We start from the raw sequence: 21,460 nt of genomic DNA, 5'->3' as shown, positions 1-21,460 counted from the left end.
TGCGCGGGCTGGGAGACGGCGAAGCCGTCTCCATTCGAGGCGGCCGCAGGCCGCCACGTGACAGGCGGGCGGCTTTGCCGCCCGCCCGGGTGGCGACGGAGTGGAGTCGTTCAGCGACCCCTATCCGAACGGAGTGAGGATATGTCGCTGAACGACCGCCAGCCGGCCGAGGGCTTCGGAGAGAGTAGCGGTGGTCCGGCTGTCCCATTTAAAACTGCTTCATAAATCAACAGTTCCTAGACGCTGCCGTCGTAGTCGCTCTCGCCGGTCCGGTCTTCACCGATCCCGCCACGGATGGCGATCCAGCCGAGAGCGGAGATGAAGATGATCGGCGGTAACACGAGGAAGCCCCACAGCGGGTCGAGACCCCACAGCAGGATGAGGATCAGGTTGCCGATGCCGAGTGCGACGAAGGGGAGGATGACGAACGTCGCCGTCTTGCGCCCCTTCCGGAACCCCCCGTCGGTGTCGTCCATATCCGAGGTTGGGGAGCCAGCGAGAAAAACGCCTCGTTAGCGGGACGGTGATATCGGAAGTAGCGACGCCCGCTTACAGGAGGCCGAGCGACGAGCCGATGCTGTGGCCGACCTTCACAACCTCGACGGTGACGCTGTTGACCACGCCGACGCCTTCGATCTGAATGTCGCCGGATTCGTAGGCCTCGGAGGCGGCCGCGCTCGTATTATCCGCATTGGCGACCTCGCGGATGGTCTCCTCGTCGGTACTCACGCGGAGAGTGGGGTCGTGGCTGCCCTCTCGAAGCTCCGTGACCCGAGCCTCGTCGTCGGTGATAGCGGTGTAGGTCACCGTCTCGCCGTCGGACGTCTCGATGGTCAACTCGACTCGCTCGTTCGTCGCCCGGTTCTTGATGACGTCCGGGAGGTCATCGACGTTCTCGTTGTACGCCGCGGCGACGTCCTCGGCGTCGGTACTGTTGTCGCTTTCCTGAACCGCAGCGGCGGCGGGCATCCCCGCCAGACTGACCGTCAGTAACACGGCGAGGCCGATAGCCAGCGGTGACAAGCGCATACCGAATCCTATCGCTGAGCCTGAAAGTATCTTATGGCAGTTTCGTGTGTCGAGTCCTATTCGCCGCGGAACTCCGGCTCTCGGTCCTCGATTCGGGCTTCGAATCCCTCCCGGTAGTCGTGGGTGTCGTCGAGTTTCTGGCCCAGCGAGCGTTCGAGTTCGAGGCCCTGCTGGAGCGGCATCTCGAAGGCCGCATTGAGAGCTTTCTTGCCCTGTCGGAGCCCCAGCGGTGCGTTCTCACAGAGGCGGTCGGCGAAGGCTCGCGCACGGTCGTCGACCGCCTCGTCCTCGCAGACCTCGTGGACCAGCCCGCAGTCCAGTGCCTCCTCTGGGTCGATGAACTCGCCGGTCAGGACGAGTTCCTTGGCCTTCGAGAGGCCGACCAACCGTGGCAGCCGCTGGGTCGCGCCGCCGTGGGGGAAGGTTCCGAGTTTCACCTCGATGACGCCGTAGGTCGCCGCCTCTCCGAGGACGCGGAAGTCGCAGGGCAGCGTCAACTCGAAAGCGCCGGCGGGAGCAGCCTGTTTGATACCCGCGACGACCGGCTGGCGGGCGTTCTCGATGGCATCGAGCAGGTCGGGAAAGACCTCCCGCTCGATGTCCGAATCCTCTTCGACCCGGTCGCGCATCATCTCCAGGTCCATCCCCGCACAGAAGACGGGGCCCTCACCGAGCAGTGTTATCGCGCGCACGTCGTCGTTTTCGCTGACCTGTTCGAAGGCGGTCGTCAGGTCCCGCATCAGGTCGACGGTCATCGCGTTGCGTTTGTCGGGCCGCGAGAGGTAGACATCCGCCCGCGGGAGTTCGTAGTCGATCGCCGCCAGTCCCGTGCCAACCGATTCCATACCGATGCTGTCCCGTGGTCGATATTAAAACGTGGCGGGGACACGGGACAGATACTTTATTCGCGAGGCTTCACGGTCCAATCGAATGGAGCAAGCAACGATAGACAGCATCTCCTTTCTGACCCGCTCGGAGACGCGGGTGCGGTTGCTGGAGCGGTTACGTGAGGAGGGCCCGGCGACCCAGCGGGAACTCAGGGACGACCTCGATACCTCGCGGTCGACGGTCGCGAGAGCGCTCACCGCCTTTCAGGACCGCGGCTGGGTGCGAAACACCGAGGACACCTATCGACTGTCTCCGGTCGGCCAGCAGGTCATCGAGGCCACGCGGCGGTTCGCCGAAACCGTCGAAGCCGCCGAGAGCCTCGCGCCGTTCCTCCGGTGGTTCCCGACCGAGCAGTTCGACCTCGATACCGCGGCGCTGTCGGCGGCGACGGTCGTGACCCCCTCGGAGGGCGACCCCTACACGCCCGCCAGAACGCAGACCGAACTCCTCCGGGAGGCCAAGCGGTTCCGGGGGCTGTTCCCGTCTATCGACCTCGAAGGCTCGAAACTCGTCCACGACCAGATCACGAGCGGCGTCCTCGAAGCCGAGATCGTCGTCTCGCCCTCGGTCGAGGAGACGATCACCGCCGGGGAGTTTGCGCCGCTGTTCCGCGAGAAGCTGGAGACGGGTCGGCTGACGGTGCTCGAAGCGAACGACGAGCCGCCCTTCTATCTCGGCATCGCGGACGGCGAGATCGTCCAGATCGGCGTCGAGGACGACGAGGGCTTTCCCCGGGCGCTGTTGGAGGTAACCGACGAGCGCGTCCGCGAATGGGCCGAGAGCGCCTACGAGGAGTATCTCGAGGGGGCGACACCCCTCACGGTCGAGGCGTTCTGAGGCCAGGTGTGCACACCGTGCAACGATTGCACGGGGTAACATAATGCTCCCCCGCCCCGTACCATTTGGTCGGGGCCGCGCAAGCGGGGTGGGGATGTACCCGCCGACGGCCGACCGGCGCTTTCAGGACCGGTCTGCTTTCGGCCCCGGGTTCCGTTGCCCGTCGGCGAGTAGGTCGCCGAAGGCCCGCTGCTCGCCGGGCAACTCCGTTTCGTTACTTCTGAGGCGACTGGCCCGAGCCAGCAGATAGCCGTCCGCGGGCCCGTCATCTTTCGGATGGGCGTTCTGGACCCACAACGTGCGGCCCTGCGGGCTCGCCTCGCGGGCCCACTCGCGAGCCAACGCCTTCGAATCGAAGGCCCTGAAACGGCCCTCGTTTGCGACCCATTCGCCCGCCCGACGGCTGACGCGGCGGGCCGACGGCTTGATGACGACGACGTAGGGGTCGCTCATACCGTTGGTGTGGGACCCCATCGTGCGAAAAGTTTTGGTGCCGCTCGCCCGATTGGTATACGATGACACACGAGGCGACCGTCCACGGCCTCGGGGTAAGCGTCGAAGAGGGGGGCGACGAAGGCGCTCCGGTCGTCGTGCTACGGGCACGCGATGAGGCGATTCCCATCTTCATCAGCGCCGACCAGGCCAAATCCATCTCGCACGCGCTGGAGGACCGCCCCTTCCAGCGGCCGCTGACCCACGACCTGTTCGTGGAGATGCTCACCGAGTTCGGCGGGGCCATCGACCGCGTCCGCATCGACGACCTCGCGGAGAACACGTTCCTCGCGAAGATCGACGCCGAGCGATACGCCGACGGCGAGCGCCGGGAGGTCGTCCTCGATGCCCGCCCGAGCGACGCCATCGCCATCGCCCTCCGGGTCGACTGCCCGATTCGCGTCTCCGACGAGGTGCTCGAACGCGCCGGGCAACCGCCCGACGCCTTCGAGGTGAAATAGGCCGAACCCGTACCGACTCCCCGACGGCCTACAGCGCCGTCGGGTCGAACCGGCGGTTCGTACCGGCCCACTCCTCCTCGACGGATTCGCGCGTGTCGAGGTACACCTCCAGACCGTTACCCGACGGGTCATCGAAGTAGAGTGCCTTGCTGATGCCGTGGTCGACCGGCGAGACGTCGACGCCGCGTTCCCGGAGCGTCTCGTAGACCGAACGCAGTTCCGCCGCATCCTCGATCTCGAACGCGGCGTGATACAGCCCGACGCCCGGCTCGGACTCGGGGGCCTCGTCGCCGACCCCCTGCAGGGCGACGTCGTGGTGGTGTTCGCCGAACGAGCAGAACGCGTACCGGCCGACCCGTTCGGTGACCGCGAGACCGAACACGTCGGTGTAGAACTCGACCGCGCGGTCGATATCGCGGACCTTCAGATGGACGTGACCGAGATGAGGTGCCATAGGAGAACTACCGGATGAAGGGGGTTAACCCTGACCGCTGCAGCACGGTTGGCGGGGGCGAATCGAACCGAAACCCCCGCCGCCCCCGGCCGTGCAGTGGGATTGCCACACATCCCAACGACTTTGCCGACTCGACGGCTACGACGGGGTAATGGCCAAGTGCGACGTCTGTGGGGCCCACGAGAACATGCCGTACAACTGCCGGCATTGCGGCGGGACCTACTGCAGCGAACACCGCCTGCCGGAGAACCACGGCTGTCCGGGTCTGGAAGACTGGAACGACCCGCAAGGCGTCTTCGATAGCGGCTTCGACGACTCCGTCGAGCAACGCGGCAGCCGCTCGGAGAGTACGCTGAGTAAGGTCGGCATCGACACCGGCGCTGGTGGCCCTCTCGGCTACTTCCGGAACAACGTCTCGTATCTGTTCCTCGGCATCATCGTCGTCGTCTTCGGGTTCCAGTACCTCATCGCGCCGCTTGTCGGGATCGGCATCGGCTCACCCCGCTGGTACGAGATCTTCACGCTCACGACTGCCCACCCCGAATACGTCTGGACGTGGGTCGTCTCGGTATTCGCCCACGGCGGGCCGACTCACCTGCTTTTCAACGGCATCGCGCTGTACTTTTTCGGACCGATAGTCGAGCGGCAGATCGGCTCGAAGAAGTTCACCGCGCTGTTCCTCGTCAGCGGCATGCTCGCCGGCCTCGCACAGGTCGGCCTCGGCCTCGGCACCGGCGAAACGGTCCGCGTTCTCGGCGCCTCCGGCGCGCTGATGGCGATCATGGGCGTCCTCTCGATCACCGCGCCGGACCTGAAGGTCCTCCTGTTCTTCTTCATCCCGATGTCCATCCGGACGCTGACGATCCTCTTTGCGGCCTTCTCGCTTTTCGCGGTCGCCTCCGGGAGCGTCCTCGGCGGCGTCGCCCACTTCGCACACCTCACCGGCCTCGTCATCGGCCTGTGGTACGGCAACCGCGTCAAGGACCGCGTCCGCGGCGGCCCGCGGCGGCTGAACCTCGGTCCCGGTCGCGGCGGTAACGGTCCCGGCGGACCCGGCCGGTTCCCATGAAGGTCGAACGGGAGCGGTTCCTCCCGGACCCCGCCCTCTCCCGCGAGGAGATGGAGGCGATGCAACGCGACATCGCCGAGACGGCCGTCTTCACCGACGACGTCGATTTCGACCCCGACGACATCCCGGCCGGCGACGTGCTCGTCGCGGGCGTCGACCAGGCGTTCCTCGACGACCGGGCGCTGTCGGCCGTCGTCGTGTTGCGCGGCGAGGAAATCGTCGCCCAATCGCACGCCGTCACGCCCCTGGAGATCCCCTACATTCCGGGCCTGCTGGCCTTCCGCGAGGGCGAACCCATCGTCGCCGCCCTCGAAAACCTCGACGTCGACCCCGACCTGCTCGTGCTGGACGGCAGCGGCCGCATCCACTTCAGGGAGGCCGGCATCGCGACCCACATCGGCGTCATCTTCGAGACGCCCGCGGTCGGCGTCGCCAAGAACCTCCTGTGTGGCGAGCCACGACGCTCGGTCGATTCGCTGCCCGCAGGCGCCCGCGTCGCTATCGAGGCCGACGACTCGATGACTGCACCCGACGGTGAGACGGTCGGCTACGCCTACCAGAGCCGGCAGTACCCCGATTCGACGAAGATCAACCCGCTCTACGTCTCGGCGGGCCACCGGCTGTCGGCTGATACTGCCGTCGACTGCGTCGAGGCTTCGGGCGGGCAATATAAGCTTCCGCGGCCGACGCGACTCGCCGACCAGTACGCCGACGACCTGAAGGACGACCTGTAGTCGGCCGAGAGGACGCCGGGACCTTAACGCCTAACTACCGGCCCGCCGACCCACCCAACATGAGCAATCGGACGGTTCTGATCACTGGCTGTTCGTCGGGCATCGGCCGGGCGGCGGCCTACGCCTTTCTCGACGAGGAGTGGCAAGTCTACGCGACCGCACGCAATCCCGCCGACATCCAGCAACTCGGCGAGGCGGGCTGTGACATCGGCACCATCGACGTGACCGACCGCGAGGACGTCGAGCGTGTCGTCGACCGCATCATCGAAGAGGAGGGCCGCATCGACGCCCTCGTGAACAACGCCGGCTACGGCCAGCACGGCCCGCTGGAGGACATCGACGACGACCTCTTCGCCAAACAGTTCGAGGTGAACGTCTTCGGCCCCCACCGCCTCGTTAGGGAGGTCCTCCCGCACATGCGTGAACGCGAGGACGGCACCATAGTCAACGTCTCCTCGGTCGCCGGCCGCCTCGCCACGCCCGGGATGGGCGCCTACTCCGCCTCGAAACACGCGATGGAGGGCTACAGCGACTCGCTGCGCCTGGAGGTCGAACCCTTCGGCGTCGACGTGAGCGTCGTCCAGCCCGGCCCCGTCGAGACGTCGTTCCGCGACCGGGTCGGCGACGAACTCGGCCGCCTCGACCGCACCGACGCCTACGAGGACCTCTACGAGTTCCAGGAGGACGCCTCGCTGTTCGGCGGCGACAGCCCCATCGCGGTCCACCCCGCCGAGGTCGCCGAGGTCATCGTCGAGGCGGCGGTCACGCCGGACCCCGACCCGCGCTACCCGGTCGGTACCGTCGCACAGGCGCTGTTGCTCGCCAGCCACCTGCCCGACCCGCTGAGCGACCGGGTCTTCGCGGCCGTCCGGAAGTTCACCTCGTAACGTGTTCGACCGCGACCCGAAGACGCCGGCCCGCAAACTCGCCGTCCACTGTCTACGGGCGGGCATCGACGCCGCCAGCCCCGAGACCGCGGTACGCCGCCATTGCCGACTCGCGGGCGACACCCTCCACATCCGGGGCGAAGAATACGATCTCGATACCTTCGACCACATCCTCGTTCTCGGCGGCGGCAAGGCCGCCGATGACCTCGCGGCGGGCCTCGAAGCAGTGCTCGGCGACCGCATCGATAGCGGCGTCGTCGTGACGAACGAACTGACCGCCGACCCCGAGCGCGTGACCGTCCGGACGGGCGGCCACCCGACGCCCGACGAGGACAGCGTCACCAGCGCCGAAGCAGTTCTCCAAGCGGCCGAGACGGCCGACGACCGGACGCTCGTTCTCGCGGCGATTACCGGCGGCGGCAGCGCCCTGCTATGTGCGCCGGCCGACGGTCTTTCGCTCGATGCGCTACAGCGAGTCACCGACCATCTGCTCGATGCGGGCGCGCCGATCGAGGACGTGAACACCGTCCGGCGGGCCTGCTCGGACATCAAGGGCGGCGGCCTCGCGGTGGCGGCCGCGCCCGCGCCCGTCGTCGGCATGCTCGTCAGCGACGTGGTCGGCGACGACCCGAGCGTTATCGCCAGCGGCCCGACCGTCCCCGCCGCCGTCGACCCCGAGGTGGCCCTCGCGGTGCTCGAACAGTACGGCGTCAACGCCCCGGAGATCGTGGCGTGGCTAGAAGCCGCGGATTACGAACCCGCTCCCACACTCACCGTCGACAACCACGTCATCGCCTCGGGCCGGGACGCCATCGACGCCGCAATCGGTGTGGCACGCGAAGCGGACTACGAACCGTGCCTGCTCTCGACTCGAATCGAAGGGGAAGCAAGCGAAGCGGGACGGTTCCACGCCGCCGTCGCCACGGAAGCCCTCGAGTCGGGCAATCCGGTTTCCCCGCCGGCAGTCCTGTTGTCGGGGGGCGAAACGACGGTGACGGTAACCGGCGACGGGACGGGCGGGCCGAACCTCGAATGGGCGCTGGCGGCGGGCCTGGGCGCGCCCGATCGGACCGTCTTCGCGGCGGTCGATACCGACGGCAGCGACGGAAGTACCGACGCCGCCGGCGCCATCGTCGACGCCGGAACGGTTGGCGAGGGGGACGAAGAGGCCGCTCGACGGGCGCTCGACGACAACGACAGCTATCCGTTCCTCGATGCTCGCGACGCGTTGCTCCGGACCGGACCGACGGGGACGAACGTCAACGACCTGCGTGTCGTGATTCTCGGTCAAATTGGGCGCTGAACCCGGTGAAACGGCTTTACAGCCGTTATGGTTTTGTTCGCGCCCGTCGAACGCCCGGCGTGGACGCTCGAGACATCGCCATAATCGGAGTACACGTCATGGTAGCATTGCTGTTCGCCGCCATGGCCGTCGTGAACGTTCTCAACGGTGATGTTATCAACGCCGTCATGCAGGGCGTCATCGCGGCGCTCGTCGTCGGCCTCGGCGTCTCCCTGTCGCGTATCATCTGAGCCTCGGCCCCGTGCTTACTCCAGACAGGCCGCAACGACACCGAGCATCGCCTCACCGTGGACGGGCTCCGCGAAGAGGGGAACCCGCTTGACGTCCCGGCCGCGGAACAGTTCCTGCGCTCGCTTGAGGGCGTTTCGCTGGACCTCCCAGCGCCGTTGACAGAACTCACAGTGCTCGGTGTCCGGCGCGACGAACCAGTCCTCGTCGAAGTCCGCGACGTCGGCGAGGTCCTCGCTGACGCGGTTGACGACGACGGTGTTGACCGGAATGCCGAACTCCTCTAAGCGGTCGATGAGACGTTCGCTTTCGACGACGCTCATCTCCTCCGGAACCATCACGACCCGGAAGTCGGTGCGGGCGGGGTCCCGAAGCGCCGCGCGCAGGCGCTCGATCTTCGCCGAGAGTTCCTTCAGGTCGTCCATCCCCTGGTCCATCTCGGCCTCGGGGTCGTCGCCGCCGAAGAGGCCGCCGAGGTTGCTGAGACTGCCGGCCATCCCCGAGAGTTTCTCACGGAATGAAAGCAGACGACCGACCATCGAATCCATCACGTCTGGGAGTTCGAGCAGTCGGAGGGTGTGGCCGGTCGGGGCGGTGTCGACGACGACGCGGTCGAATCGCGGGTCGTCGAGGTACTCCAGCAGTAACTGCATCGCCGCGGCTTCGTCGGCACCGGGCATCGCCCCGCCAGCGAGCGGGTGGCCACCGCCACCGAGCATCTCTGCCATACCGCCCATGCCACCCATCCCATCGTCACCACCCATCGGGCCGAAACCGCCGGCGTCCGCGTCGGCCCCACCTTCGGCCTGCGGCCCGCCCTCGGCTCCGGCCGTGAAGGGCCCTTCAGGCGCGGCCTCCGGGTCGATCTCGACCGCGAACAGCGGGATATCGTCCTTGATCTTGGCGGGCTCCGAGGGGATGTCGGTGCCCAGCGTGTCCGAAAGCGAGTGGGCGGGGTCCGTCGAGACGACGAGCGTGGCCGTCCCGTCGCGGGCGCTGGCCAGGCCCGTCGCGGCCGCGCAGGTGGTCTTCCCGACGCCGCCCTTGCCGCCGTAGAGGACGTATTCGGGGGCGTCGATACCCGCCGGCACGTCCGCGTCGTCGACCGATTCGACCGGTTCGACGCTGAGTTCGCTCATACGCGCGCTGGGAGTTCGCCGCTTGTGTACCCGTCGATACGGTGACTGCCGCGATCAGCCCAGTCGCTCTTCCCAGTCACCCGCCGGCATCGATTCGGCCGTCACGCCACCCGGTTCCTGTTCGAGTAGGAGGACAGCCGCGTCGTTCATCACGTCGGGGTCGAGAATCCCCTCTCGTTCTTCCTCGGGCAGGTGGTCCCAGAAGCCCGTCTCCGCGCGGCCGCCGGGGTCCAGACAGTTGACGTTGATATCCGGTTCGACTTCGTAGGCGAGCGTCCGCGAGAACCCCTCCAGCGCCCACTTCGAGGCGACGTAGGGCGCCCAGCCGGCCTCGCCGCGGCGGCCCAGCCCCGAGGAGATGTTGATGACGTTGCCCCGGTCCATCTCGGGAATGGCGTGCTTCGCACAGAGGAACGGCCCGGTCGTGTTGACCTCCAGGATGTGTCGCCAGTCCTCGGCGTCGATATCGGGTACCTCCCGCAACTCGTCGTAGAGTGTCAACAGGCCGGTCGCGGCGTTGTTGACCAGCCCCGTCAGGTCGCCGTATTCGTCGACTGTCGCGGCGACCAGTTCTTCGACCGATTCCTCGTCGGTCACGTCGGCAGTCACGACCAGCGTCTCGCCGTCGACCTCGTTGGCCACCGCCTGCAGGTCGTCGGCGCTCCGGGCCGACAGTACGGTGTTGGCGCCCTCGCGGGCGAACCGTTTCGCCATCTCGGCCCCGAGGCCGCGGCTAGCACCGGTTACGATGACCGTCTCGTCGTCGAGTCGTCCCATACCCGATTCCTCGCGGCGAGCGGTCAAAAACGCGAGGGGCGCGGTGAGATGCGAAGCTACCGGAGTGGCGTCGAAAGAAAATCGATAGTCGGAAAGCGGGACAGACGCGAAGCGGCGGGCCTTAGCTCGCGGAGATGACGTCGTCGATGCGGACGATCATCGTCGCCGCTTCGGTCGCGGCTTCGACGGCCTCGCGCTTGACTGCGGCGGGGTCGAGGATGCCGTGTTCGACGGGGTCGCCGACGTTGCCGGTCTGGCCTTCGCTGATGAGGCCGGCGCGGCCCTCGGCGTCGTGGGTCGAGCGGAGGTCGACCAGCGCGTCGATGGGGTCGGCACCCGTGTTCTCGGCGAGGGTGCGCGGCAGGACGTCGACGGCGTCGGCGAAGGCCTCGATGGCCAGCTGGCGACGGCCCTCGACGGCTGCGGACTCCGAGCGGATGTGGTCGGCGATGGCGATCTCGGTCGCGCCGGCGCCGGGCACGACGCCGCCTTCCTCGATGGCTGCGGTGACGACGTCGAGTGCGTCACGGAGCGCGCGCTCGAGTTCGTCAGCGACGTGTTCGGTGCCGCCGCGGGCGAAGACGGTCACCGTCTTCGCGGCCGTGCCGCCCTCGATGAAGGCGAGTTCGTCGTCGCCGAACTTCTGGACACTGATGGAGTCGGCCTCGCCGAGAACCTCGCTGTCGAGGTCCGAGAGAGTGCCGACGGTCCGCGCGCCGGTCGCGCGGGCGATGGAGGCCGCTTCGTCGTCGTCGACGCCGTCGAAGGCGAGAACGCCCTTTTTGGCGAGATACGAGGCGACGACGTCGTCGATGTCACCGGTGACGAAGGCGACGTCGACGCCGGCGTCGGCGACCGACTCGGCGTAGCCGCGGAGTTCGGATTCCTCGGCCTCGATGGCGGCGTTCAGCTGGTCGACGTCGGAGATGTCGTATTCGGCGTCGATCTCGGCCTCGCGTACCTCGAGGTCGAGGTCGAGGACGGCGACGGAGGCGTCCTCGAAGGCGCGGGGCATGTCCTCGTGGAGGGGCTCTTCCTCGCTGATGACACCCTGGACGAGTTCGGTCGCGGAGGCGCCGGCACCCGTCTGGGTGCGGATGGTGATGGCGTCGCGGTCGATGCCCTCTTCGCTTCGGACCTGGAGGACGGCATCGACGACGGTTTCGGCGAGGGCGGCGGCGTCGATGTCGCCGGTACCCTTGCCGGTCATGGAGGATTCCGCGACTGCGCGGAGTTCGTCCTCGTCGACGTCGTCCGCGAGGGTGACGTCCTCGATGGCTTCGAGCGCGAGGTCGGCAGCCGCTCGGTAGCCCTCGACGATGGTCGTCGGGTGGACGTCGTCGTCCAGCAGGTCCTCGGCCTGCGCGAGGAGCTGGCCGGCCAGCACGGAGGCGGTCGTGGTGCCGTCACCGACCTCCTCTTCCTGTGTCTGAGCGACCTCGACGATCATCTGTGCGGCCGGGTGCTCGATGTCCATCTCCTGCAGGATGGTCGCGCCGTCGTTGGTGATGACGACGTCGCCGGAATCGGAGACCAGCATCTTGTCCATCCCGCGGGGGCCGAGCGTCGTCCGTACGGACTCGCTTACGGCCTTCCCGGCGGTGATGTTCGACGATTGGGCGTCCTTGCCACGGGTACGCTCCGTGTCCTCGCTGAGAATGAAAAGCGGCTGACCGCGCCGCTGGCGCATCTGCTGTGACATGTTCATTGAATATGTGGTCAGCAGTTCTATATAAAAGTTCCGTAACGACCGAACGATGGGAAGTCCTCAAAGCGGCTCGCGTCGGGGGGTTTATCTGTTATCGTAAACTGCGACCGCCCGGTCGGCGCGGTCCGACCAGCCGTTCGGGTTCCGCTTGGGGCTCCGGTCGGTGTAGCGTGCGCGGAGGCCATCCGCGTAGCCGCCGACGCTGCCGACGAGGACGCTTCGGCCGTTGCCGAACCAGCTCGTCGGTTTGGCCTCGCCGCTGGCGACGTCTCGGAGCGCGCGGTAGGCATCGCCCATCGCGTGGCGGACCGTCCGGAAACCGACGGTCGGATGGAAGCCGTAGTTCTTCGCCAGCCGGTAGGAAAGCGACCGGTATCGCGAGGTCCAGTCGCGTTCGTCGAGGCCGCCGTCGGCGGCCGTCTCCCGGGAAACGCACATCTCCGAACTCCACGCGATGCCGAAATCCTGGCCGGCGAGTCGGTGGGCGGCATCGCGGGCCCCGCCGGTGTCGAGATACTCGTCAAAGCCGTCGATGGCCTCGATGACCGCGCGGTCGAAGGCGACGTTGCCGCCATTGAAGTAGGTGATAGAACGGCCACGGATGGTGCGTGATTCGACGGTGTCGGTGGCGACGCCGGCGCGTAGCTCCTCGTGGGTGGGGCCGGTAGCCACGTCCGCCTCAGCGAGCGTCTCGAGGGCCGCCTCGCGCCAGCCCTCCTCGACGGTCAGCCCCGGGTTGACGAAGGCGACGGCGTCGCCGCGGCTCCGGTCGAGGCCGGCGTTACGGGCGACGTTGGCGTTCCGTTCGTCGATCTCGACGAGGACCGCCACGTCCTCGCGCTCCCGGACCATGCCGGAGGTACCGTCCGTCGAGGGGCCGTTGACGACGATGATTTCGGTGGGGGCCTCCGCGGCGAGCGCGTCGAGACAGCGGCGAAGCTCGTCGCGGTCGTTGAGCGTCGGGACGACCACCGAGATGTCCATACCCCGGATAGCGGGGCCGATGCCTAAAAGTTCCGCGGGTGGCGGCTAACCGAGTTATTCGGTGACGCGCGTATCCCAGTAGGAGACCGAGGCGAGTTTATCGCCGACGGGCGTGCGGCCGAGCGTCTGGTCGAACTTCCGGAACGGGCGGGCCAGCCAGCCCGGCACCTCCCGATAGAAGCCGTAGGGGAAGACGAAATCGTGGCCGGCGTCGACGAGTTCGAGTTCGGCGCCGACGACGAGTTCCTTGACCTCGCGTTCGGAGTAGAGCCGCGACCCCATCGGCAGCGCCCAGTTGTAGATCGAGCGGGTCGAATAGCGGTTGAAGGTATCGAAGAAGACCTGTTCGCTCGTGACCCGGCGCATCTCCTTGATGAAGCCCTCGGGGTCCGGCGCGAGGTGGAAAAAGCGCATGGCGAAGACGGCATCGAAGTGATCGTCGGGGAAGGGAAGGCGGCCGGCGTCGCCCTGCATGAACTGGAGCGTCTCCTCGAGGCCGGCGGCGTGGGCCTTCTTGCGGCCCTGTTCGAGCATGGCCTCGGAGATATCCATCCCGACGATATCCGCGCCCTGCTCGGCGAGCATGACAGTAAAGCGGCCGGTTCCGCACGCGACTTCGAGGATCTTCTTGTCCTCCAGCGGCGCCAGCGCGTCGAGTACCGCCTGCTTCTCGCGGCGGTCGATGAAGCGGCCGCCCTGGGAGAAGCGCTTCTCGTCGTACGCTTCCGCGATATCGTCCGCCTGATACCACTCCTGTCCCTTCACGTTATCCGATTCGACCCGCCCACAGCATAAAAGGATGCTGGATACGACGCCCTCGAGGGGTCATACTGTCGGCCGTAATTCCGTGAAGATGGTCCCGAGAGGCGGGGACCCAGAGGGGACGAAGCTCCGGAAATCGAACACGTGTTAAGATAGTTACAGCCGACCGTATCAGTCGCCGGCCGTGACGACCCGGGTAGGGCGTGTCTTGATCAGCACGCGCGCGCCCGATTCGTCGCCGTGGTGTGGATACTCGTCGACCCCCATATAACGCCTCGCGAGCGCGTCGATATGGTCGACGGCCCCCTCCTCGGTCACCTCGTCGACGACGCCCCGCACGGAGACGTACCGGTACGGGTCCTCGGGGTCGCACATGCTCACGCCGACCTTCGGGTCCCGCTCGACGTTGTCGACCTTCCGTCGGCCCCGCGCCGTGTTGACGAGCACGTGGTTCGCCTCGGCGTCGTAATCGACCCAGACCGGCGTCGAATGGGGCGTTCCATCCGGCATGAGCGTCGAGAAGTGAGCGATAGTTTCCGTGTCGAACAGTCCGTGGAATCGTTCGGGGATCCGCTCCATGCAGGGCCGTCGCGCGCCAGCCGGATAACCGCCAGGTCGGTCCGGAAACGTCGCCGAACCCCCTCCGAATCGAAACTCTCAACGAAGGGTCGGTTCTCGGAAAACGTACCAGAATACAGACTATATTGTCGGTGGTGGGTGGGACCACAGCACAGTCGCCGGCCGATAGTATATGAAAGAACCGTGAAGAACCGGCGTTTCACCCACATTTCTTGCCGCAATTGTTGCCAGCGCATACCATGTAAGCGTTCAATGTATAAGGGGTCATTATACACACCCAAGTGTACGTATTGTTTTGTCACACATATAGCGAAGTTTTACCAGTAGGTTTCCCACAGGGGGCAGTATGAGCACGACCACGGAGGAACGCTCACGCCAGACCGACTCGCCACTATCAGATCCCGAGTTCCGCGATACCCTTCGCGAACTCCCCCCGAGCGCCAAACTCGTCGCCAAGGTGCTTGAAGGCGCCTCGCCGCTTTCGCAGGGCCAACTCGCCGAGGAATCGCTCCTGCCCGATCGGACGGTCCGCTACGCGCTCAACCGTCTCGAAGAGGAGGATCTCGTCGACTCCCGGTACTCCTTCCACGACGCCCGCAAGCAGGTCTACTTCCTGACCGAGTAATAACTCCACTTTCTGGGCGGACCTCCCGCCGCCCACTCTTAAGCCCCCGCCGTCGTACCCTTCGGTATGCACATCGAGCGGATTCCCGTGGACGTGCCGACCCGTGCGCCGACGGGACGGACCGCCGCCTACGTTCTCGGCACCGACGACGCCCTGCTCGTCGACCCACCGGCGCCCGACGAGCGCATCGAAGCGCAACTCGACCGGGTCGGCCACGTCGCCGTCACCCACCACCACCCCGACCACGTCGGCGCCGTCGCCGACTACGCCGCCATCACCGACGCCACCGTCTGGTGTCGCTACGGTCGCGAGGACGCCTTCGTCGACGCGACCGACGCCGAACCGGACCGCACGTTCCGTGAGGGAACCCGTATCGACACCGGACGCGGCCCCGTCGTCGTTCGTGAGACCCCCGGTCACGCACGCGAACACGTCGCCTTCGAGGCTGCCGGCGACCTCGTCGCCGGCGACCTCGCCGTCGCCGCCGGCAGCGTCGTCGTCGGCCCACCCGACGGCGATATGCGCGCCTACATCACCTCCCTTCGGCGGGTTATCGGTATGGCGCCCGACCGCATCTATCCGGGTCACGGCCCCGTTATCGACGACCCACGCGCGACCTGCGACCGACTCATCGGACACCGACTCGACCGCGAGCGGCGCGTCCTCGATGCCGTTTCGGCCGGCAACGAAACCCTCGCGGAGATACTCGATGCCGCCTACGTGAAGGACCTCTCGGGCGTCCGTGACCTCGCGGCGGCCACCGTTCGTGCACACCTCGAAAAGCTCGCCTACGAGGGACGCGTCGACTGGGACGGCGACCGAGCTGTCCCCGCTTGACCGCGATTCGGATTTCATATCGCCCGGAGCCACCCAAGAAATATGTCGGGACGACGCACAGAGAGGTGTATGAGTGCGTGGGTGAGGTTGGGGAGATATATAGGAGCGTTAGGGCTGGTCGTCGGTGGGGCGGCGGCCGGCCTGTACATGGAGGGACGGCTCCTCGGTACCGTGGGGCTGTTGGTCGGCGGGTGTCTGGCGTTCGGCGCCCTGTTTCTGACCTCGCCGACCTGCGACCGATGCGGGAGCATGCGCATCAATCACATCAACGACGCACCCCCGAAATGCGGACGCTGTGGGCACGTCCACGGCGGGTCAACGGAGAGCGTCGTCCTGACCGACCCGATCACCGAGCCGCCCCGACCCATCCAGCGACCGGATGGCCGCCGGTGGCTCAGCACCCTCCGTGCGTTCTCTCTCGGCGTGTTCGTCCTCGGGGTCCTCATCGTCATCTACTCGGTGACGACCCTTACCGTTCCGGACCCACTGGAGCCCGCGACGTGGGACGCCACGAACACGTGGCAGATCATCGTCTCCATTTTCGGCCTCGCGCTGAACACCGTCGGTATCATGGTATACATCGTCAGTTACAAGCTCTCCTAACGGCGCCCTTTTGCGTTCGCACACGAAACGGTCGGGCATGGAGAGCCTCGAAGCCGAACTCGAACAGGCGAAGGACCTGTCCGTGGCCGAACTGGCAGACGCCATCGAAACCATCGGCTTCGAGTGCACCCGCTGTGGCGCCTGCTGTAAAGCCGCCGACACCGACGACGGCGAACCGGAACCCCACACCGCGACCCTCTTTCCGGACGAGGCACGCGAACTGCAGGGCGCCGCCGAGGACGCCTTCGACGAGGAATACGACTGGCGGGACGTCGCCCGGCCGATGCCCTACGGCATCAGCGAGGGCGACGACGGCCCCGAGGGCGAGACCTTCGAGTGGGCCATCGGGACCGACGATTGCGGCAACTGCACCTTCTACGAGGAGGACGAGGGCGGCACCGGCGCCTGCACCGTCCACGATAGCCGCCCGCTCGTCTGCCGGACCTACCCCTTCAGCGTCGCCCTTGGCGGCACCAGCCAGCCGATGGGCGAGGCCGTCGACAGCGAGGGGATGGTCCGCGCCCACGAGTGTGAGGGCCTCGGCCGCGACATCACCCGCGAGGAGGCCGAGGACCTCGCCGCCGCGCTCAAGGAACGCGCCGTTCGCGAACTGGAGGAAGCGATCGACCTCCGAGACGCCTACGAACCCCGCCCCGACGTCGACGGCGTCGTCGTCCACGACTCCGAAGGCGCCAAACGACCTGACGGAACACGGCTCGAGCCCCGGTAACTACTATATATCGGGCCGTTCATTTCCGAACCGAAGGTCTATGGAAATCTCCGATAAGCTCCTGTGTCTGTTCAGCGCCGAGGTCGAGGAAGAAGAGGACCGCTACGTCGTCGAAGTGCCCAAACGAGAGATCAACACCGGCTCCGTCGACCCCGGCGACACCTACCGCGTTGCCCTCATCTCCGGCGACGGCGAGGCCGAACCCACGTCCGAAACGACCGGCCACACGCCGACCGACGAACCCCAACCGCCCGTCGAGGAAGGCGAGATCCGCTACGTCGAGATCGAGGACCTCGGCAAGCAGGGCGACGGCATCGCCCGCGTCGAGCGCGGCTACGTCATCATCGTCCCCGGCGGCGAGGTCGGCGAGCGCGTCAAGGTCGAGATCTCCGAAGTCAAGTCGAACTTCGCGGTGGGCGAGATCATCGAATAGGAACGTTTTGCGCGGTCCGCACGGTCCGAGGGACCTTCGGTCCCTCGCTACCCGGCAAAACTTGATGAAAAGACACTTCGCACTCCTACCGTCGGGTCTCGTGGCCGTGCGTGGCGGCCTGCGGCCGCCACGACGGTTCGGTTGCGGGTAGAGCCCGAAACCCGCGCTCGCGTTGCTCCGGACGGACCACTCGCGTCCGGTGGGCGCTCGCGGATACCATCTCCACAACCGAAGTCATGGTCTCCGATTTCCCACCCATACCATCTCGCCCCGCTCTGACGGCTCACCATCCCTCTCTAACCGAGGGAATCGCAACAGGGCGGTGTGTTGGCCGACCGTACCAAACCGCCTTTTGTGGGTGACCGCCTTGGGAGATATATGAGCGCGACCGTTCAGGCACCGGCGACCGACCTCTCGGACAAACAGCGGCAGATCCTCTCGTATCTCCGCGAGAAGGGACAGATGAAGACCTACTTCAAGTCCCGGCTCATCGGCGAGGAACTCGGCCTCTCCGCGAAGGAAGTCGGCACCAACATGACCGCCATCTGCGAGGGCGATTTCGATGTCGACGTCGAGAAGTGGGGCTACTCCTCGGGCACGACGTGGAAAGTCACGGTTTAGATAGCACCACGGTTCGGCTGGTCGGACACTACCGAAACAGCCCTCTAGACGGGCCCGTGTATCACTCGATGCTCACCTAGTCGTTGAGCGATACTTGCGGTTCGAGTGCCGATTCCTTTCCACAAACCGTGACCCGTGTAGGGGCTTATCCGCCACCAGTGTGAACCACCCACATGGTTAGCAAACCCAAGCTGCAGTGTAGCCTGTGTAATGAACGACTGGCGGAAGGTGAGGACATCGAAGAACACTTGCTAAACGAACACGAGCCTCGCGAGTTAGCCAGCGAGATAGCAGCGGAGTGGGAAGCAGAGGAGTTCGCTGGCACCGAGTGACCCCTCCGTTTTCCATCGAGCGCCAACGCTAGTTACGGATTGTTGTAACGATTTACCGATCATCGCCAGTACGGGACGGCGATGACCGGTAAAAGACTAAAACGATCCGTAAGTGGCGGCAGTAGGCTCGGCTATTCACGCCATTCGTCGGCGAAGAGACCGTAGATGACCCGGTCGACGTACTCGCCGTCGATGTAGTAGTGGTCTCGCTGGCGCCCCTCCCGTGTAAAGCCCAGTTTCTCGAGCGTACCACGCGAGGGGTCGTTGTCCGCACGGGCGTTCGCGACGAGTTTCCGGAGCGCTCGCTCCTCGAAGGCGTATTCGACCAGCAGCGAGGCGGCCTCCGTCCCGTAGCCGTCGCCCTGGGCGTCGGGTTTGAGCCACGCACCGAGGCGGGCCCGTCGGGAGTCGGCGTCGACGAGGAACATCGAAGCTAGGCCGAGCGGCTCGTCGCCGTCGCAAACGAGGAGACTGACGCCGGAACCGTCCTCGCCCTTGACGAAGCCGTCGTAGAACTCCTCGGTGTCCTCGGGCGTTTCGGGGCGACTCCGCGGCATCCACCGCCGGACGTCGGGGTGGTTGCGCCACTTCGTCACGAACGACAGGTCGTCTTCGGTAGCGACTCTGAGGTCGAGTCGGTCACCCTGGAGGAATACGGGGCCGGGCATACGACGGGCGACGCCGCCGTCCAATAAGGGTTTTCGGGAGGGTTGTGAGTCCGACTCATACGTGTCGTTGTAGTCTTTTACCAGTCATCGCGGCCCCCGGACTGACGGATAAATCGTTACAACGACCCGTATCAGGGGTCGTAGCGAACGAGGTCGTCGGCGTTGCCCGCGAAGGCCATCGCCTCCTCGCCGAAGGAATCAGCATAGCGGACGACGAGCGTCAGGAGGGTCTCCGGCCGCCGGATCTCGTAGCCGTCCTCGCGGGAGAGCAGGCCCGCCTCGTCGAGTTCGGCGGCGTACTTCGAGACCGTCGACCGCGAGACGTCGGCGGTCTCGGCGATGTCGGCACCGGAGGCGTCGGGGCTGGCGAGCAACGCAAGCACCATCTTTCGGGGCGTCTCCCGGCGGAGATAGCCGAGGGCACGCTGTTCGAACTCGGAGAAGCGGTCGGCGGGGAAGTAGCGTTTGTACTCGCCGTCCTTGCGGTGTTCGACGGTGCCGTCGTGTTCGAGACGGCGGAGGTGATGTTGGGTCTCGCCCGTCCCGAGTTGCAGGTCGTCGCGGAGCTTCGAGAAGTGGGCGCCGGGCGTCGTCGCGAGGTAGCCGACGATGGCGTCACGAACGTCGCTGTCGCCGTCGTCGCCGGAGAGGCGGACCAGCGGCGTCGTCGCTCCAAGCGCCGCGAAGCGCTTGAGCGTCGCCCGCTTGCTCTCGTCGATACCCCGCTCGCTCATTGGCGGTTCTTGGCGAGTCGCTAATAAAACCCCTTCGCCGCCCGCTTCCGGGCGTTTTTATTCCTTCTCCGTCTCGAAGTCCTCGCCTTCGGGCATCTCCTCGTCCATCTCGGCGATGACCTCGTCGGGGTCCTTGATGTCGGCCGGGTCCGCGCCTTCCTTGATGGCCTGGGCCTGCTGTTCCATCTCCTCGATGTCCATCTCGGTTTCCTCCTCGATCTGCCCGAGTATCTCCTCGATGTCGTCGAGTCCGAGCAGTTCGCGCGTCTCGCTGTCGAAGTCCATACTCTCGAGCATCTCGCCATCGGTCGCCACGTCGCTGCCGGTCAGATGCTTGCCGTACCGCGACATCAGCGAGGTGAGTTCCTGCGGCATGACGAACGTCGTCGACTCGCCCTTGCCGATCTCTTCGAGCGTCTCCATCCCGCGTTCGATGACCGCCCGCTCGCCCATCGACTCGGCGGATTTCGCCCGGAGGACCGTACTGATGGCGTCACCCTGTGCTTCGAGGATCTGGCTCTGCTTTTCACCCTGCGCGCGGATGATGTTGGACTGCTTGTCACCCTCGGCCTTCTCGACGGCGGAGCGCCGTTCACCCTGTGCTTCGAGAATCATGGCGCGGCGCTTCCGTTCGGCGGAGGTCTGCTGTTCCATCGCCTGCTGGACGTCCTTCGAGGGGTTGACCTCGCGGACCTCGACGCTCTCGACGCGAATACCCCACTCGTCGGTGGGTTCGTCGAGTTCCTTGCGGATCTTGGCGTTGATCTCCTGTCGCTTGTTCAGCGTGTCGTCGAGTTCCATGTCGCCCAGCACCGCCCGCAACGTCGTCTGGGCGAGGTTCGAGACGGCCTTCTTGTAGTCGTCGACCTCGAGGAACGCCTTCCGGGCGTCCATGACCTTGATGTAGACGACGGCGTCTGCCGTGACCGGGGAGTTGTCCCGGGTGATGGCTTCCTGCCGTGGCACGTCCAGCGTCTGGGTCCGCATGTCGAAGGTGTACGTTCGCGAGACGAACGGCGGGATGAAGTTGATACCCGGTTCGAGGAGTTTGCGGTACTCGCCGAAGACCGTCAGCGCCCGCTTCTCGTAGGCGTTGACTATCTCGACGGCCTGATAGACCGCCACCACCGCCACGACGAGCAACAGCAGCGCGACGATGGGGAATACCGTACCACCAAGCTGGAGGGGAGTGAACATACCTTTACATTGGGCGAATATTGCATAAGGGTTCGCCCCACAGCGGGGGCATCGACACGCTGTCGCCGCCTGTAGATGCCGCTATCCACGAAGGCGCAACGCGACGACGATGAATCCGACGGCGAGAGCCGCGACGGTGATGCGAATCAGGCCGCCACCCAGGGCGGCAGTGGTCCCGCCGGCCGCGGCGGCCCCACCCAAAGCGGCGGTACCCGACGGCACCGCGAACACACAACAGAGACTCGCGACGCCGCCGAGGCCGAGTAACGACCACCGGGAGGCCGTCTCCGACTCGTCGTCCTGCTCGCTCATTGCCACCGTCTACTCGGGGACGATTGTTGTATGTAAC

29 protein-coding genes are annotated in these 21,460 nt (G+C 66.1%); 14 read left to right on the top strand and 15 right to left on the bottom strand.

The features are described from left to right. Positions 1 to 236 precede the first annotated feature (236 nt). From V5A53_RS00375 to V5A53_RS00365, 3 genes are all read right to left on the bottom strand, one after another. Positions 237 to 476: a hypothetical protein gene (locus V5A53_RS00375; RefSeq protein WP_332311567.1), complete on the bottom strand. Its 240-nt coding sequence runs from the start codon at positions 474 to 476 to the stop codon at positions 237 to 239. A 73-nt stretch (positions 477 to 549) separates the two neighbouring features. Then, the gene (locus V5A53_RS00370) at positions 550 to 1,029 is read right to left on the bottom strand and encodes a hypothetical protein (protein WP_332311566.1); all 480 of its coding nucleotides are present in this window, start codon (positions 1,027 to 1,029) and stop codon (positions 550 to 552) included. A gap of 56 nt (positions 1,030 to 1,085) precedes the next feature. Further along, positions 1,086 to 1,874, bottom strand: coding sequence for an enoyl-CoA hydratase/isomerase family protein (locus V5A53_RS00365; RefSeq protein WP_332311565.1), 789 nt, complete (start codon positions 1,872 to 1,874; stop codon positions 1,086 to 1,088). Positions 1,875 to 1,959: 85 nt separating this feature from the next. On the opposite strand from V5A53_RS00365, the gene V5A53_RS00360 reads away from it, so the two are divergent. Next, complete coding sequence (locus V5A53_RS00360) at positions 1,960 to 2,754, top strand: helix-turn-helix transcriptional regulator (RefSeq protein WP_332311564.1); 795 nt, start codon at positions 1,960 to 1,962, stop codon at positions 2,752 to 2,754. Between the two features lie 123 nt (positions 2,755 to 2,877). On the opposite strand, the gene V5A53_RS00355 is transcribed toward V5A53_RS00360, so the two are convergent. Next, the gene (locus V5A53_RS00355; protein ID WP_332311563.1) at positions 2,878 to 3,207 is read right to left on the bottom strand and encodes a hypothetical protein; all 330 of its coding nucleotides are present in this window, start codon (positions 3,205 to 3,207) and stop codon (positions 2,878 to 2,880) included. A gap of 62 nt (positions 3,208 to 3,269) precedes the next feature. On the opposite strand from V5A53_RS00355, the gene V5A53_RS00350 reads away from it, so the two are divergent. Then, on the top strand, positions 3,270 to 3,707 hold the full coding sequence (locus V5A53_RS00350) for a bifunctional nuclease family protein (RefSeq protein ID WP_332311562.1): 438 nt from the start codon (positions 3,270 to 3,272) through the stop codon (positions 3,705 to 3,707). Positions 3,708 to 3,735: 28 nt separating this feature from the next. Here the strand turns inward: V5A53_RS00350 and V5A53_RS00345 are convergent, their stop codons facing one another. After that, positions 3,736 to 4,161, bottom strand: a complete 426-nt coding sequence (locus V5A53_RS00345; RefSeq protein ID WP_332311561.1) for a VOC family protein — start codon at positions 4,159 to 4,161, stop codon at positions 3,736 to 3,738. 151 nt (positions 4,162 to 4,312) lie between these two features. Here V5A53_RS00345 and V5A53_RS00340 point away from each other — a divergent pair, with 151 nt between their 5' ends. The 5 genes from V5A53_RS00340 to V5A53_RS00320 all read left to right on the top strand — a co-directional run bounded on the left by V5A53_RS00340 (position 4,313) and on the right by V5A53_RS00320 (position 8,384). Continuing rightward, positions 4,313 to 5,230 (top strand): rhomboid family intramembrane serine protease, encoded by a 918-nt coding sequence (locus V5A53_RS00340; protein ID WP_332311560.1) that lies wholly within the window; start codon positions 4,313 to 4,315, stop codon positions 5,228 to 5,230. Next, positions 5,227 to 5,964: an endonuclease V gene (locus V5A53_RS00335; protein ID WP_332311559.1), complete on the top strand. Its 738-nt coding sequence runs from the start codon at positions 5,227 to 5,229 to the stop codon at positions 5,962 to 5,964. Before V5A53_RS00340 ends, V5A53_RS00335 begins: the two co-directional genes overlap by 4 nt. Positions 5,965 to 6,023: 59 nt before the next feature. Then, positions 6,024 to 6,851, top strand: coding sequence for an SDR family oxidoreductase (locus V5A53_RS00330; RefSeq protein ID WP_332311558.1), 828 nt, complete (start codon positions 6,024 to 6,026; stop codon positions 6,849 to 6,851). Between the two features lies 1 nt (position 6,852). Then, positions 6,853 to 8,154, top strand: coding sequence for a glycerate kinase type-2 family protein (locus tag V5A53_RS00325; protein ID WP_332311557.1), 1,302 nt, complete (start codon positions 6,853 to 6,855; stop codon positions 8,152 to 8,154). Between the two features lie 98 nt (positions 8,155 to 8,252). Then, the gene (locus V5A53_RS00320; RefSeq protein ID WP_332311556.1) at positions 8,253 to 8,384 is read left to right on the top strand and encodes a hypothetical protein; all 132 of its coding nucleotides are present in this window, start codon (positions 8,253 to 8,255) and stop codon (positions 8,382 to 8,384) included. Between the two features lie 15 nt (positions 8,385 to 8,399). Here V5A53_RS00320 and V5A53_RS00315 read toward each other — a convergent pair whose 3' ends face one another. The 6 genes from V5A53_RS00315 to V5A53_RS00290 all read right to left on the bottom strand — a co-directional run bounded on the left by V5A53_RS00315 (position 8,400) and on the right by V5A53_RS00290 (position 14,331). Next, positions 8,400 to 9,521 (bottom strand): ArsA family ATPase, encoded by a 1,122-nt coding sequence (locus V5A53_RS00315; RefSeq protein WP_332311555.1) that lies wholly within the window; start codon positions 9,519 to 9,521, stop codon positions 8,400 to 8,402. 54 nt (positions 9,522 to 9,575) lie between these two features. Further along, entirely contained in the window at positions 9,576 to 10,298 is a 723-nt protein-coding gene (locus tag V5A53_RS00310) for an SDR family NAD(P)-dependent oxidoreductase (RefSeq protein WP_332311554.1), read from the bottom strand. A gap of 121 nt (positions 10,299 to 10,419) precedes the next feature. Next, entirely contained in the window at positions 10,420 to 12,000 is a 1,581-nt protein-coding gene (thsA, locus tag V5A53_RS00305) for a thermosome subunit alpha (protein ID WP_332311569.1), read from the bottom strand. A 90-nt stretch (positions 12,001 to 12,090) separates the two neighbouring features. Continuing rightward, positions 12,091 to 12,990: a glycosyltransferase family 2 protein gene (locus V5A53_RS00300; protein WP_332311553.1), complete on the bottom strand. Its 900-nt coding sequence runs from the start codon at positions 12,988 to 12,990 to the stop codon at positions 12,091 to 12,093. Positions 12,991 to 13,044: 54 nt separating this feature from the next. Beyond that, a complete protein-coding gene (locus tag V5A53_RS00295; protein ID WP_332311552.1) occupies positions 13,045 to 13,755 on the bottom strand; it encodes a class I SAM-dependent methyltransferase in 711 nt (236 codons plus the stop codon). A 168-nt stretch (positions 13,756 to 13,923) separates the two neighbouring features. Continuing rightward, the gene (locus V5A53_RS00290) at positions 13,924 to 14,331 is read right to left on the bottom strand and encodes a pyridoxamine 5'-phosphate oxidase family protein (RefSeq protein ID WP_332311551.1); all 408 of its coding nucleotides are present in this window, start codon (positions 14,329 to 14,331) and stop codon (positions 13,924 to 13,926) included. Between the two features lie 346 nt (positions 14,332 to 14,677). Between V5A53_RS00290 and V5A53_RS00285 the strand changes: the two genes are divergently transcribed. The 7 genes from V5A53_RS00285 to V5A53_RS00255 all read left to right on the top strand — a co-directional run bounded on the left by V5A53_RS00285 (position 14,678) and on the right by V5A53_RS00255 (position 18,512). Further along, entirely contained in the window at positions 14,678 to 14,956 is a 279-nt protein-coding gene (locus V5A53_RS00285; RefSeq protein ID WP_332311550.1) for a MarR family transcriptional regulator, read from the top strand. Positions 14,957 to 15,022: 66 nt separating this feature from the next. After that, positions 15,023 to 15,793 (top strand): MBL fold metallo-hydrolase, encoded by a 771-nt coding sequence (locus V5A53_RS00280; protein ID WP_332311549.1) that lies wholly within the window; start codon positions 15,023 to 15,025, stop codon positions 15,791 to 15,793. A gap of 69 nt (positions 15,794 to 15,862) precedes the next feature. Next, positions 15,863 to 16,396, top strand: a complete 534-nt coding sequence (locus V5A53_RS00275) for a hypothetical protein (protein ID WP_332311548.1) — start codon at positions 15,863 to 15,865, stop codon at positions 16,394 to 16,396. Positions 16,397 to 16,433: 37 nt separating this feature from the next. Next, positions 16,434 to 17,126 (top strand): YkgJ family cysteine cluster protein, encoded by a 693-nt coding sequence (locus tag V5A53_RS00270; RefSeq protein WP_332311547.1) that lies wholly within the window; start codon positions 16,434 to 16,436, stop codon positions 17,124 to 17,126. Between the two features lie 40 nt (positions 17,127 to 17,166). After that, positions 17,167 to 17,559 (top strand): TRAM domain-containing protein, encoded by a 393-nt coding sequence (locus V5A53_RS00265; protein WP_332311546.1) that lies wholly within the window; start codon positions 17,167 to 17,169, stop codon positions 17,557 to 17,559. A gap of 378 nt (positions 17,560 to 17,937) precedes the next feature. Then, the gene (locus V5A53_RS00260; protein WP_332311545.1) at positions 17,938 to 18,180 is read left to right on the top strand and encodes a DUF7123 family protein; all 243 of its coding nucleotides are present in this window, start codon (positions 17,938 to 17,940) and stop codon (positions 18,178 to 18,180) included. A gap of 173 nt (positions 18,181 to 18,353) precedes the next feature. Beyond that, on the top strand, positions 18,354 to 18,512 hold the full coding sequence (locus tag V5A53_RS00255; RefSeq protein ID WP_332311544.1) for a hypothetical protein: 159 nt from the start codon (positions 18,354 to 18,356) through the stop codon (positions 18,510 to 18,512). 131 nt (positions 18,513 to 18,643) lie between these two features. Here V5A53_RS00255 and V5A53_RS00250 read toward each other — a convergent pair whose 3' ends face one another. From V5A53_RS00250 to V5A53_RS00235, 4 genes are all read right to left on the bottom strand, one after another. Beyond that, positions 18,644 to 19,180 (bottom strand): GNAT family N-acetyltransferase, encoded by a 537-nt coding sequence (locus V5A53_RS00250; protein WP_332311543.1) that lies wholly within the window; start codon positions 19,178 to 19,180, stop codon positions 18,644 to 18,646. Positions 19,181 to 19,311: 131 nt separating this feature from the next. Beyond that, positions 19,312 to 19,914 (bottom strand): winged helix-turn-helix transcriptional regulator, encoded by a 603-nt coding sequence (locus V5A53_RS00245; protein WP_332311542.1) that lies wholly within the window; start codon positions 19,912 to 19,914, stop codon positions 19,312 to 19,314. Positions 19,915 to 19,971: 57 nt separating this feature from the next. Then, entirely contained in the window at positions 19,972 to 21,111 is a 1,140-nt protein-coding gene (locus V5A53_RS00240) for an SPFH domain-containing protein (RefSeq protein ID WP_332311541.1), read from the bottom strand. Between the two features lie 81 nt (positions 21,112 to 21,192). Then, on the bottom strand, positions 21,193 to 21,423 hold the full coding sequence (locus tag V5A53_RS00235; RefSeq protein WP_332311540.1) for a hypothetical protein: 231 nt from the start codon (positions 21,421 to 21,423) through the stop codon (positions 21,193 to 21,195). Between the last annotated feature and the right edge of the window lie 37 nt (positions 21,424 to 21,460).

The sequence above is a fragment of the Natronomonas sp. genome (assembly GCF_036625485.1).
In the GTDB taxonomy this organism is placed as follows: Archaea; Halobacteriota; Halobacteria; order Halobacteriales; family Haloarculaceae; genus Natronomonas.
This window is presented reverse-complemented; position numbering and strand designations above follow the sequence as displayed.